This window comes from Geovibrio sp. ADMFC3 (assembly GCF_054687035.1).
Genome location: NZ_BAAFZG010000002.1, coordinates 586404 through 599587 on the forward strand (window position 1 = coordinate 586404; position 13184 = coordinate 599587).

The following is a 13184-nucleotide window of genomic DNA, read 5'->3' on the forward strand; positions in this document are numbered from 1 at the left end:
TCCTCGCTGAAATAGGCTAAACTGTTATTAAATATATTACTGAAGGTGCAGCTATGAATGAGTTTCTCCCATTGTTCCTTTCTCTTGCTCTGGGTCTTCTCATCGGACTTGAAAGAGGCTGGAGGGAGATAATAGACGGCGAAGCCTCACCCTTTTTCGGGCTCCGCACCTTCGGTCTCATTGGTCTTCTAGGCGGGATAATCGGCTTCATCAGCCATACATACGATAATATGATGATAATAGCCATTGCCTTTGCCGCTGTAACTGTTCTGCTTACAGCAGTTCACGTCAGTGACTGCGGACGTCCTCACGGTGTGGGTATTACAACCGTGGTCGCAGCCGCCATCACCTTCTGTTTGGGTGTTCTCTCCACTATAGGCTTCATGAGCATAGCCTCATCCATAGCAGTGGTAACGGCGGTGATATTAAGCATGAAACCCATAGTTTATCAGTGGGTCAGAAAGCTCGAAGCAAAAGAAATTTACGCAGTTCTCAAGCTTCTTCTCATATCTGTCGTCCTCCTGCCTGTCCTCCCGAACAAAGGATTTGGTCCTTACAGTGCGCTTAATCCATACGAAGTGTGGTGGTTTGTGGTGCTTATTACAGGAATGTCTTTTGCGGGATACTTCGCCATACGGATAGCAGGAGCAGGCAAAGGAATAATGATAACAGGCATACTCGGCGGTCTGGTATCGTCCACTGCCCTCACCCTTTCATTCTCAAGGCTTGGCAAGCATTCACAGCTCAAAAGAATTTTCTCCGCAGGAATACTGGTGGCGTGCGGAACAATGTTTCCCCGTATGATTATCGAAGTTTCCGTTGTGAACAAGGAACTTCTTAAGCTTGTGGCTATTCCGCTCTCAGTGAGCGGGATTACTGTGTATGCCGGAATGCTTTTTTTCTGGCTGACAAGGGCAAAAGACAGGGAAGTCAAGGCGGATATGCCGCCTTTGAGCAACCCTTTTCAGATAAAACCTGCGCTGAAATTTGCCGCCCTTATTTCTGTGATACTTCTGTTTTCACAATTTATAAAGGAATCATTCGGCGATGCCGGAATAATAATACTGGCATTTTTTTCAGGGCTTACGGATGTAGACGCTATTACGATATCAATGGCACGTTTGGCCCATGAGGGTCTGAGTCACACCACCGCCTCAATGGCTATAATGACTGCGGCTGCCACAAACACCATGCTGAAAGGTCTTCTTGTTCTTTTCCTTTCCAACAGGCTTATAGGTATAAGGGTTATGTCTGTCTTTGTTATTGCCTTTGTTGCAGGTGCAGTATCGCTATATATAGCAGCCTAGCAGGGTCGTATTTTTTCTCCCTTTTTCAGTCTTTCTGCCAGATCTTCATTTTTCAGAGCGCAGAGAACAGCACGGGTCAGCTCAAGACCTGCGCTGTCCATGCCGTTATTTTTCATAGCGTCTGCAAGGGCGTGAAAGCTCTGTTCATAGGTTTTCTTAATAAGAAGGTTCATTAATATAAGTTTTTCCTCTCCCATTATTCTTGAAGCCAACGCCTCATGGCAGTCCTCCGCAGAAGCCGATGTCACTGCCCTGCACAAAAGCGGGCGGACAGTATAAATTGAGCAGCTTCCGCCCTCATCCAGAAAAATACATTTTTTGCCAAGGAGGCTCCAGTCCTGCTCCTCTGTCCATCTGGTTTCTATCACACGCTCCTCAAGCAAAGGGATCAGCTTTTCGGCTCTGCCCTCTTTTCTCAAATAAGCAGCAATACTAACCGCCTCCGGCAGCAAAACTGTAATAAAAACAACACAGCAATGGGCACACCCTTTCTTACATGCTATAAAATCAAAATTTGTTTTATCTTTATTTTCTAAAATATATGTATCAGAGTCAGTAGTGACTGTGCGTGCAATATCTGCCAAACAAGCATCTGAACTAACGCTCTCAATACACTCCCCGACCTTTTTAAGTATCTGTTCATAAACATACATAATAAAACCTCTTTGTTTATAAAACACTGTAATACTATATTAACACACTCTGTCACAAAAAATCAAAAACAAACTCTTGACCGGAAAGTCTAAATGTCTGATCATCATTAAACGCATTAGATTTGTCTTGTTTTAACGGAGGTTGTATGAAGCGGGTTGTCATAATAGGCGGCGGATTTGCGGGACTCAATGCCGCTAAAGGTCTGGGTGGAGCCAAAGATATTGAGGTTATCCTCGTGGACAGAGCCAACCATCACCTTTTCCAGCCTTTGCTTTATCAGGTAGCGATGGCAGGGCTGAACCCTGCTGATATAGCTGTTCCGGTGAGAAGCCTCCTCGCTAAATATGAAAATGTCAAGGTAGTGCAGGGAAAAGCACTCTACATAAGCTCTTCTGAAAAGAAAATAATCACCGATTTCGGTGAACTGAACTATGATTATCTCATAATCAGCTTAGGCGCAAAACACACCTACTTCGGAAATGAGCAGTGGGAACAATTTGCTCCGGGTCTCAAAACACTTGAACAGGCAACGGAGATTCGCAGAAGAGTTCTTTCCGCCTTTGAAAATGCCGAAAAAACTTCTGATAAAAGCCTGCAAAAAAAATATCTCACCTTCGCAGTGGTAGGCGGCGGACCCACAGGTGTTGAACTTGCCGGAGCCATAGGCGAAATGAGCCGCTACACCCTTGCCCGTGACTTCAAAAACATTGATGCCAAACTGACAAGAGTAATCCTTGTTGAAGGCGGAAACCGCATTCTCCCCTCTTTCAGCAAAAAACTTTCAACATGGGCAACAAGAGCCCTCGAACAGCTTGGCGTTCAGGTATGGACAAACAGTATTGTCACAAATATAGACGAAAACGGACTTAACATAGGCAATGAAAGGATAGAGACCACAACCGTGCTTTGGGCTGCCGGAGTAAAAGCAAACTCCATCGATGCAGACTTCACCATAGAAAAAGACAGAATGAACCGTATAGCAGTAACCAGCGACCTGAGCCTTACCGGACACCCGGATATCTTTGCCGCCGGAGACTGTGCCTGTTTTCCGGACGATGAAGGCAAGCCTCTTCCCGGAATAGCTCCGGTTGCCATGCAGCAGGGCAATTACCTTGCAGACGTAATAGAGAGTGATGTGCGGGGAAAGGCTCGCAAGCCTTTTAAGTATAAAGATAAAGGGCAGATGGCAACAATAGGCAGGAGTAAAGCGATAACCGAGTTCGGAATAATGCGCCTCACGGGATTTTCCGCCTGGGTTGCGTGGCTTCTGGTTCACATCTATTATTTAGCAGGATTCAAAAACCGCTTCATTGTAGTCACCCAGTGGGCATGGTCTTACCTGACATTCCGCAGGGGTTCACGGCTTATACTGGAAAAGAAATGGAGATTCTACAACGGAGACAGCTAGGCTCTACCACTTATCCGCCAGAGCGTCTATACGTTCGTGGGCACGCTGAACAGCCTCCTCGCATTGACGCTCCAGGCGGTAGAAATCATCTTTTGTGGCATATTTTTCAGATATATGAAGTTTAAGTTCCTGTAGTGCTTCTCTTACTCCGCCTATGCTCCGGTTGAGTTTTGAAAGCACATTCCATACAGGAACAAAAATAAGCATTGTGACAGTGTGGACTATTCCAAGAACCACCGCAATTGTTTCAAGCATCGCCATCCTCCGTATTTATATGCGGATTATAGCTGAATGAGGCAAAAGAGATGTTCCGGCTTGTTATTTAATATAAAAACTCTCTGTTGCTCCTCTGATTACCCCTATGGAGTCATAAAGAGGCTTAATACTCACTGTGCATGGAAGCCTATAGCCGTCCTTGTGCATCATAAAAGCTTCAATTTCTCTGGGTTTTCCGTCTTTAAGGGTCATCTGCATAGGGCATCCGGCTTTGCAGTATTCGTTACCGCAGCTATCTGCATGTCTCAATATATCATCTGCGCATGATCTCCCCACACATTCAGACTTGAGATAACCTGAGATTTTTTCAGCACCCTTGTTCCAATAAAGAATGTGCCTTTTGCTGTCAACGTAGAACACACCTTCATCAAGCTCATCGAGCTTGTCGAATCCTATTCCAATCATAATAATCACCTTTTTGTATATGTATTGTGTAATCCTTTCAGGATATGTCACAAAATATTACACAACAGCCTTTTTGCAATGGAAAAGTGACATTCAGTTAACAGTTTTTTTACATATCCGATTTTCTCCTTTTATCCCAATGCCACATCCAGTGTCATCATCACAGCGAAGCCCAGCATTGTTCCTATGGTGGCGATATCCGTATTTTTTTCAAGCTGCGCTTCGGGAATAAGCTCCTCAACCACAACGTAAATCATTGCGCCCGCAGCAAAAGCAAGAGCGTAGGGTAAAATGGGACGCATTGCAAGAACAGCAATTACTCCTATTACCGCAGCAATGGGCTCCACAATACCTGAAAGCTGCCCGTACCAGAAGCATTTAAACTTACTTAAGCCCTCTCTGCGGAGCGGAACTGAAACCGCCGTGCCTTCAGGAAAATTCTGTATACCAATACCTATGGCAAGAGCGACTGCTCCGGAAAGTTCAGCAGACGGCAGACCGTAAGCCACAGCACCGAACGCAACTCCAACCGCCAGTCCTTCAGGGATATTATGGAGTGTTATGGCAAGAACCAGAAGAATACTACGCTGCCAGCTTGTTTTTATTCCTTCCGCTTCTGACTTGGGAAAACCGAGGTGCAGGTGAGGCAAAATTCTGTCTATACCCCAGAGAAACGCCCCTCCCGCAAGAAAGCCTACCACTGCGGGTATCCATGCAGGAGTATCACCGTTATTTTCAGCCATTTCTATGGCAGGAGCAAGGAGAGACCAGTAGCTTGCAGCTATCATAACACCGGCAGCAAACCCAAGCATCCCGTCCATAAGCTTGCGGTTAATTTTTGTAAAGAAAAATACCAGCGAACCGCCGAGAGCAGTCATTCCCCATGTGAAGAGGGTTGCCAAAAGCGCCTGATAAACAGGACTTAATTCTATAAATGACTCAACCATACCGACTCCGTTGCCATGTTTATTCTGAATTGTATACTGTTAACATCGGTAAAATCAAGCTACAGTGGATAAACAGCAATGATAAACTTTTTCGGCAAAAATGAGTCTTGGATATATATTATTGGTTAAAGATCAGGGGGAACGAATGGACTTTAAAATAATTATTATTGCGTGCTTGCTGGCGGGGTGTTCAGCATCCGCCAAGGTCGAGCGGGCAAATATAAACGCTCCGTTTGACGGAGAGAGGTTCCATAATTATGACCCTCGACCCGAACGATCAAGATGGGATGTATGGAAATGGCGATTCAGCTCCAACAAAACCGAATGGCCGGAGTGGATAGACAGCACACCTCAGAAGGTTCCTAATGAGAGGGTGAATGGTTTATCCGTTACTTTCATAAATCACAGTACATTTCTTATACAGACGGACGGTAAAAATATTCTCACTGACCCATTTTTTTCATACAGAGCAAGCCCTTTTACATGGATCGGACCAAAACGTGTGCGTGATGCCGGGGTCAAGATGGAGGATCTGCCTCCCATTGATATAATTCTCATCAGCCATAATCACTACGAACATATGGACAAGCCCGCTCTTGAAAAGCTCCACGCACTTTTTCCAGATGCAGAAGTTTATACAGGTCTCGGCAATATACCGGATGTAAGAGAGACTGGCTTTAAGAATGTTACAGAGCTTGACTGGTGGGAAGAAACAGAGTTCAAGGGGCTAAAACTAGCCTTTGTCCCCGCAAGACACTTCTCCGCCCGCACCCTGTGGGACAGAAATATGACACTTTGGGGCGGTTTCGTGATAACGAGCAGTACCGGAAACATTTATTTTGCAGGAGACACCGCAAAAGGCAGCCATGATAAAATGATTGCAGATAAATTCGGCGAATTTGAACTGTCTCTCATACCAATAGGGGCGTATGAACCAAGATGGTTTATGAAATATTCCCACACAAACCCTGAAGAAGCTGTGCAGATACATCAGGAAATCAATTCAAAATTCAGTATAGGCGGTCATTTCGGCACAGTTCAGCTCACTGACGAAGGTATTGATGAACCGGCGGAAGGACTGATCAAGGCACGGAAAGCAGCAGGACTTGCTGATAATGAATTTATTGTGCCCGAATTCGGGGCAACATATGCATTACGCTGATTTTGCAACAGAGCTGGTTTTCCAAGGACAGGAAATAGTGAACGGTTACAGCCGCCTCCATGGATGGCAGGCGGCGATATAAAAAGGACCGGAGCGGCGAACTCCGGTCCTTCATAAGGAGTGTCGAAAGGTGTTAGCTTTCTATCCTGTACGGAAAGCGAGCATACCGCACAGAACTCAACAAATCTATTTTACAAGGTAAGTCTCCAGATTCGGATTCTTCTTCTGAAGGCTTGTCATATATTCTTTTATATCAGTTATTATTGTTATATCCTTTCCGCTCATCAGGCAGAAAACAGTGCTGTTCACAGCTATACCTGCTTTTACAAGCTCCGCCGCAGACATCATAATGCTTATGGTGCGTTTGCCGGACTGGATCATCACTGATGCGTTGATAAGCCCTGAATCTACCTCAAGGACTGTCCCTTTTATGAGCTGACCGTTGAAATCTCTGTTTGTCAATCTTGGAGCCGCTATCATTTGTTCACCTCAGCTTTTTCGACAGCCAGAATATCGGCCGCCGCTTTCCATGCCTCTTTCAGACATGTATTATACGCTGTACCCACCACAGGGGTCATGCCTAAGTTTTTCATCTCATCCGCTGCGCTGTTGCCTATTCTGCGGTAAACCACCGCATGACACCCACCGAGCCCGGCTATCATAGCATGGGTTCTGGCATCAAGCCTGTTTTCCGGAGAAGCAGCAATCTCCGCAGCCAAATCAAAGCTGCGTTCGTGTGCGTAGCCGTTTTCGGAGAAGCTGAATATCTCAAACCTGCCTGCTTTACCGAAGTTTGAATCAAGATATCTTCCGGTGGATGAGGCAACAGCAACTCTCACAGTGCGCCCATTGAGGAAGTCTTTCATTTCACCGATTCCTTTTCTCACATCCGCTTCGGCGAGTTCGTTCAGTTTGCCGAAAACAGCGCCGCTGTGCGTCCTTGAGTGTTCATCAAGGGAGAGATCACCCACCTTTGAAACACTGCCCAGTTTACCCACAGCATCCGCCCTGCACTGACGGCAGTGGCTCATTATATTTTCTGAACTGCCCATTGCATCCTCACAGTCATTTCTGACCTTGGCGAGCATTGCGCAGTCCGGTTCGGGAACTTCCATCTCAGCGAATTTTGTTCCGTATTCCTTTTTGGACATAAGAGGGATTACATTATGAATGTAAGCACCCAATTCCTTTATTGTTTTAGCCACTTCGGCTATGTGTTCGTCATTTACTCCGGGTATGAGAACAGAGTTGATTTTGACTATAACATCCTCAGCCACAAGCATCCGGATGCCGAGAATCTGGTTGCCTATGAGCTTCTTGACAGCCTCTATCCCCTTTTCTCCGCCCACATTGTCATATATTTTTACTGCAATTTCAGGATCAACCGCATTCATCGTCACCGTGACATGCTCTATGCCAAGCTCAACAATTTCATCAACATACTGAGGCAATGCCAGACCGTTTGTGCTGAGACAGAGCTTAATTTCAGGGTTAAATTCCTTTATCAGTCTGAATGTTCCGAATGTTTCCTCAGGGTTGGCAAGGGCATCGCCGGGACCTGCTATTCCAGCAACACTTAAGTTTTCAACTGCGTGATAAGCGGAGATTGTTTTCTCAAGCGCCTGCTCAGGAGTAAGAATATCGCTGGTCACTCCGGGGCGTGATTCATTGCTGCAGTCAAACTTACGGTTGCAGTAATTACACTGAATATTACAGGCAGGGGCAACAGGAAGATGTATGCGTGAATATTTCATGTGCGCGCCGGCACAATAACAGGGGTGTTTCTCTACTTTCTGCTTTATTGTTTCTCTGTCCATAACGCACTCTCCTTATGGCTCAACATATGCAAAAAGCCTGCCAAACAATATATTCTTATTTATCAGCAACTTATAAAAATGTCAGTTTGTGCGAAACCTTACAATGACTGTTTTTTGTAAGTGTTACGACAATGTCAGTAAATCATATAAATAACTTATAAATAAGAATTATAGCAAAACAACCCATATGGCACGGGTTTTGCAGGTGGATTATTAAATTTAAATCCGTTTTTGGGAGGCATAAATATGAAGAATTACATAATAGACGATACAACCCTCCGTGACGGAGAGCAGACGCCGGGAGTCAGCTTCTCACTGAAAGAGAAACTGGAAATAGCCAGAGGGCTGGATAAAATAGGCGTTCAGGAGATCGAGGCGGGAATCCCTGTTATGGGAGAAGAGGAAAGCCGTGTCTTCTCAAAAATAGTAGACCTTGGGCTCAGTGCAAGAATCATTGCATGGAACAGGGCACTGATCAGCGATGTTCAGGCATCAATTAATGCCGGAGCAGATTCTGTGGAAATTTCTCTGCCGCTCTCCGATATACAGATAAAAACCAAGCTTAACAAAGACCGCACATGGGTGAAAGACCAGATAAAGCGGGTGATGGATTTCTGTGCCTCTAAAAACCTTTATGTTTCCGTCGGCGGTGAAGATGCCTCCAGAGCTGATATAAGCTTTGTCACAGAATACGCAAAGATTGTTAAAGAACATGGCGGCGCACGATTTCGCTACTGCGACACAGTGGGCATACTCGACCCCTTTTCCACATATGAAACAGTGAAAAGAATAATAGATGAAACAGGAATAGATGTTGAAATCCATGCTCACAATGATTTCGGACTCGCCACAGCTAACTCACTCGCTGCGATAAGAGCTGGAGCAACTCACGTAAACACCACTGTAATAGGCTTAGGAGAAAGAGCAGGAAATGCGCCTCTGGAAGAAATTGTCATGGCATCCAGACATGTCTACGGACTTGAAGACGGCTTCAACCACTCCTGCATAAAAAGCCTCAGTGAATACGTATCAAAAGCATCAGGCAGAGCAATAGAACCTTACAGACCTGTCATCGGAGAGCTGATGTTTACCCATGAATCAGGCATCCATACAGATGGAATACTGAAAAACCCTAATAACTATGAAGCTTTTGACCCGGCAGAACTGGGAATGGAGAGAAAGCTTGTGGTCGGTAAACACTCAGGCAGAGGCATTCTGGAATACATTCTTCAGGCGCACGGTCTGGAGTACACTCCGGATACTGTTAAGAACCTGCTTGAAGCGGCTAAAAAAATAAGCGGCAGCAAAAAACGTTATCTGAATAATAATGAAGTGATAGAGCTTTATAAAAGCATTGCCATTTAATGAAAAGAGGCTTCCCATTCTGCGGGAAGCCTCTTTTTTTTATCAATTCATCTTTCCGATTCCGAAAAGATTTGTCATCTTCGTACTCCTGTCTGTTTCAACGATCAGCCTGTCACCCAGAGCCCCTTCGCCGTACGGGCGGAATTTCACCTTAACGGTGCATTCACTCTCAGGATAAAGCGTAAAATCATCATCAGGGCATGCTCCTGTTCCGTAATCGGTTAGCAGAATAAAGTTATCTCCGTAATCAAGGCGGATATCCTCAACTTCCATAACCTGTGTGCCGTTGTTTGAAACGGTTACAATAAACTCAGGAGAATTCATACCGAAATAAACCTCACCGAAGTTTTTATAAACATGGGAAAGATCCAAAACAGGGATAAGGCTTTCTGTTGTGTGGATAAGCTTATCCCCATTGCGATAGAACACGGAAACAAGCTTTGTAACAGGATCGGTTATAACCTTCATTCCATTATATGTGCCGGAAGAAGCATCATCAAAATCTTCAATTGTTTCCACGCTGTAAGCATCACCCAGAACACCTTTAAGCAGGATAACCTTTGACTGACTCTCAATTACTCCGACATAAACATTGTCATCGCTGTCAACAGTAAGAGAGACAGCCAGTGCGGAACTATTTGCAGGAGTTGTGTAGCTGTAATCCTCAGAGCAGGATGATAAATCAGCTTCGCACTCGAAAATTTTTACTGTTGACTCCGTAGTCATTGTGTCATAGATATTTGCCGCATACACAAGTGTTCCCGCAGAAGAAACAGCCATATCAACATAGTTCGTATAGGGTGACGCACTTGCTATTTCAATGCCTGTGTCATTGCTGAAATATTTCAGCATATACTTTTCAGTAACTGAATCATAATGGGCAAAATAAAGCTTTCCATCAGTAAACTTCATGCTCATGCCGGTTTCACTTACACCGGCGGTAAGACCGCCTGTTATGCCAGCACCAACCTTACGCAATGTCGGTTTCGCAGTGCTGTCTCCGTAAGCTATGTATATGTTGCCGGATGAATCTTTCTCAAGAGTGCATGTTTTTGAAGATGCATCATCCAAAGCCCCATGAGTGATGTGGGTATCACCGTCATAATAACCAAGTTTGAGACCGCCGTTTAACTCATATACATAGCACACAGATCTGCCGGAATCAGTAACCAGCATGTCTGTTCCCCTGACTACATAGCTTTCGGGTCTGTCAAGGGCTTCCGATTCAACACCGCCGTCATCCAGATTAAACATATAGAGCCCGCCGCTTATGTCATAAATAAAATCTCCCATCACGCCGTAAAATTCAGTTCCCTCAGGCTTGAATTCAACATCAAAAGACAGGTTAGAATTTATTCCAACAAGCATTGCAACAGGGATTGAACCGTTGTCCCACACTCCGCTTGTGCGGCTTTTTGATGAAAGCAGAGCGTTTTTATCATAAACAATAACTGTATCGCCGTTAGATGCAGCGGAAGCGGCAAGCATATTATTGCCGGTGAAGAAGTTTATGGTGTTGTCATAAAATTCCTCCGGAGCAGACCATCCACTGGAATAGGTTTTCTTCATAATCCTAGGACTTTCAGTATATTTATAATAGAGTTCGATATTCCCGCCCACACTGAGTGCCGAAAAACCGCCTGTGTACATTGCATCAATTTCAATGGGAGTCGGTGACCAGCCTGCCCCGCTGTCTATAACTTCATAAAGTCCGTTATTGTTGTATATGACGTGTACTTCAGTACCTGAAAAAGCAATTGTCGGATTATAGCCGTCAGCAATTTCCTCATCAACGACCCACGGATCTGATGCGCTGTTGGCGTAATGAATACCATCGCTGTCACTGAAAACAACATGTATTAAGCCTGCTGAATCAATTTTAAGCATTGTGCTTTCAGGTCCGGGCAGAGCCGTAGCCACAGTCCTTCTGGTGAAATTTGCTCCGAAATCCGTTGTTTTATCAACAACAACAGAACTAGTGTCGTCATTTATGCTTGAAATATATATGTCAGTGCCGTCAGAGTCTATGGAAACAGCACCGTTCATCCTGAGTACCATAGCCGTGTCTATTTCATAATGCTGCCAGAAGCCGGATGTTCTGCTCTGAGCATAGTGGAGAGTCTGCTCGGAAGTGTACGCAACATGGGGCATGCAGTCTGAATCGGCGGTTACTACCGCAAGATCCCACTCATCCATTACTACGCCCATATCACTTAACATCCACTTTGTTCCGTCAAAAAAACCGTAAGCGAGCTTGCCGTTTGAGGGGAACACAGCATGTGCAGTGCCTCCGGGGCATACAGCAACACTTTTTTCAGTAAGTGACGTGAACCCGGTATCTTCAAATACAACCTCGGACGCCAGTGTGCCTTCAAGAACAGAGTAGCCTTTGAGGTCAACTTCAACATCTGCTGCGTTTGAACTTACTGTCATAACAGCATCTCTTTGTCCGGCAGATGAAACAGGCTGGAATCTCACGCTTATTGTGCAGCTCTGACCGCCCGCAAGCGAGGTGCAGGTATTTGTTTCAGTGTAACCGTTTGCTCCGGAAAAAGAAGCAGTGATGCCAGTGGCTGCTGCTGTACTTATATTTGTGAGTGTAATTGTTTTTGTTATGGATCCGCCTGTGGCAACTGCTCCGAAATCAAGCTTTGATGAGCTTGACGTAATAACCGGAGACGCCGATGCGGTACCGTTAACTTTAAGTGCGGATGAAGCAGGAGCAACAGCCGAATCTGATGACGTTACATCAAGAGTTCCGTTTGTAACGCCGGTTGCAGCGGGAAAAGCTTTTACTGTTACAGTGCAGCTTTCCTGCGGAACAAGGGTAAAAGCTCCGCTGCCGCAAGGTGCTGAACCTCCTGTTAAATCGACCTGAAATGTGTAATGAGGAGAAGCAGTTATACTATTTATATTAAGGCGGAAGTTACCCGTATTAGTTATCATGACTGTTTCTGTGGAGGAAAGAGTGCTGACTTCGACATTTTCAAAATCAACCGAAACAGGAGTCACGGAAATTTCAGGTTTTAACCCTTCGTCAAGAACGCTTTCTATTATCTCTGCCGCAGCTTTAAGCTCTGCTGTGTTTTCAAAAGCGTTTACCATGTTTTTAAATGCGTTAAATGCCGCAAGAGAGCTTTGCTTGAGAGCCTTAAGACTGGCAAGCAGATTTCTGTAGCTTTGTGTATTTTTGCTTTTATCGGCCATATGGGATGAAACTTCCGCTTCTGCCACAGCGTCCTGAACCTCTCCGAGATTCACTCCGTCATCCACTGCTGCGGCGAGTCTGCCCATAACATTATAAACAGCAGGAAGATTCTGGTAATCCAGCAGGTTCATTATACCTTCAACCTTGGAAGGAGATAAATCAACATCTATCTGAAGGGCGCATACAAGCCCGATATTTACTTCTGAGTTAGCCTGAATCATCACACTTTCAGAACCGCTGCAAATCAGCATATTGCCGGAAGTATAAGCACTGACCGTAAACTTGTATATCTTCCCCGCAGTGATCTCCAACTCAACTTCGCTGTCACCATGAGCAAGATTCTCCACAAGATTCAGCCTCAGACCTGACCAGCCTGATGTCGCAACGTCAAGATAAAGACTGTGAACAGGATGCCCGCCCACGGATGTTCGGGACGATACCCCGCTCTCTTCAAACAATCCGTCCATCTTAAGGCGTACCGTTACATTTTTATCTCCGCTGTCTGACACTCCGTCACCGCAGGAGACTGCGGCAAACATAAGAAAAACAGACAAAAAGATAATGCATAAAAATGACTTCCGCATGTCGTTCATGATTATTCTCCCGAATAGCTTGTAAAAATAGACGCAAAGATA

11 protein-coding genes are annotated in these 13184 nt (G+C 45.1%); 4 read left to right on the top strand and 7 right to left on the bottom strand.

Annotation, left to right across the window (positions count from 1 at the left end; genetic code table 11):
• Positions 1 to 53: 53 nt before the first annotated feature.
• Positions 54 to 1307: an MgtC/SapB family protein gene (locus ACYRYY_RS03090; RefSeq protein ID WP_460214030.1), complete on the top strand. Its 1254-nt coding sequence runs from the start codon at positions 54 to 56 to the stop codon at positions 1305 to 1307.
• On the opposite strand, the gene ACYRYY_RS03095 is transcribed toward ACYRYY_RS03090, so the two are convergent.
• Complete coding sequence (locus ACYRYY_RS03095; RefSeq protein WP_460214031.1) at positions 1304 to 1960, bottom strand: YkgJ family cysteine cluster protein; 657 nt, start codon at positions 1958 to 1960, stop codon at positions 1304 to 1306. The two genes, ACYRYY_RS03090 and ACYRYY_RS03095, sit on opposite strands and share 4 nt — an antisense overlap.
• 146 nt (positions 1961 to 2106) lie before the next feature.
• Here ACYRYY_RS03095 and ACYRYY_RS03100 point away from each other — a divergent pair, with 146 nt between their 5' ends.
• Positions 2107 to 3369, top strand: coding sequence for an NAD(P)/FAD-dependent oxidoreductase (locus ACYRYY_RS03100; protein ID WP_460214032.1), 1263 nt, complete (start codon positions 2107 to 2109; stop codon positions 3367 to 3369).
• 3 nt (positions 3370 to 3372) lie between these two features.
• Here ACYRYY_RS03100 and ACYRYY_RS03105 read toward each other — a convergent pair whose 3' ends face one another.
• The 3 genes from ACYRYY_RS03105 to ACYRYY_RS03115 form a co-directional block, all read right to left on the bottom strand.
• Positions 3373 to 3624, bottom strand: coding sequence for a hypothetical protein (locus tag ACYRYY_RS03105; protein ID WP_460214033.1), 252 nt, complete (start codon positions 3622 to 3624; stop codon positions 3373 to 3375).
• 63 nt (positions 3625 to 3687) lie between these two features.
• The gene (locus ACYRYY_RS03110; RefSeq protein WP_460214034.1) at positions 3688 to 4050 is read right to left on the bottom strand and encodes a PAS domain-containing protein; all 363 of its coding nucleotides are present in this window, start codon (positions 4048 to 4050) and stop codon (positions 3688 to 3690) included.
• Positions 4051 to 4181: 131 nt separating this feature from the next.
• Complete coding sequence (locus ACYRYY_RS03115) at positions 4182 to 4997, bottom strand: ZIP family metal transporter (RefSeq protein ID WP_460214035.1); 816 nt, start codon at positions 4995 to 4997, stop codon at positions 4182 to 4184.
• Between the two features lie 145 nt (positions 4998 to 5142).
• Between ACYRYY_RS03115 and ACYRYY_RS03120 the strand changes: the two genes are divergently transcribed.
• Complete coding sequence (locus ACYRYY_RS03120) at positions 5143 to 6159, top strand: MBL fold metallo-hydrolase (protein WP_460214036.1); 1017 nt, start codon at positions 5143 to 5145, stop codon at positions 6157 to 6159.
• A gap of 186 nt (positions 6160 to 6345) precedes the next feature.
• Here ACYRYY_RS03120 and ACYRYY_RS03125 read toward each other — a convergent pair whose 3' ends face one another.
• Positions 6346 to 6639, bottom strand: coding sequence for a hypothetical protein (locus tag ACYRYY_RS03125; protein ID WP_460214037.1), 294 nt, complete (start codon positions 6637 to 6639; stop codon positions 6346 to 6348).
• Positions 6636 to 7976 carry a nitrogenase cofactor biosynthesis protein NifB gene (gene nifB, locus ACYRYY_RS03130; RefSeq protein ID WP_460214038.1) on the bottom strand — a complete coding sequence of 447 codons (1341 nt, stop codon included), beginning with the start codon at positions 7974 to 7976 and terminating at the stop codon, positions 6636 to 6638. Before nifB ends, ACYRYY_RS03125 begins: the two co-directional genes overlap by 4 nt.
• A gap of 246 nt (positions 7977 to 8222) precedes the next feature.
• Between nifB and nifV the strand changes: the two genes are divergently transcribed.
• Positions 8223 to 9341 (top strand): homocitrate synthase, encoded by a 1119-nt coding sequence (gene nifV / locus ACYRYY_RS03135; protein WP_460214039.1) that lies wholly within the window; start codon positions 8223 to 8225, stop codon positions 9339 to 9341.
• A gap of 42 nt (positions 9342 to 9383) precedes the next feature.
• On the opposite strand, the gene ACYRYY_RS03140 is transcribed toward nifV, so the two are convergent.
• Positions 9384 to 13142 carry a choice-of-anchor D domain-containing protein gene (locus tag ACYRYY_RS03140; RefSeq protein ID WP_460214040.1) on the bottom strand — a complete coding sequence of 1253 codons (3759 nt, stop codon included), beginning with the start codon at positions 13140 to 13142 and terminating at the stop codon, positions 9384 to 9386.
• Between the last annotated feature and the right edge of the window lie 42 nt (positions 13143 to 13184).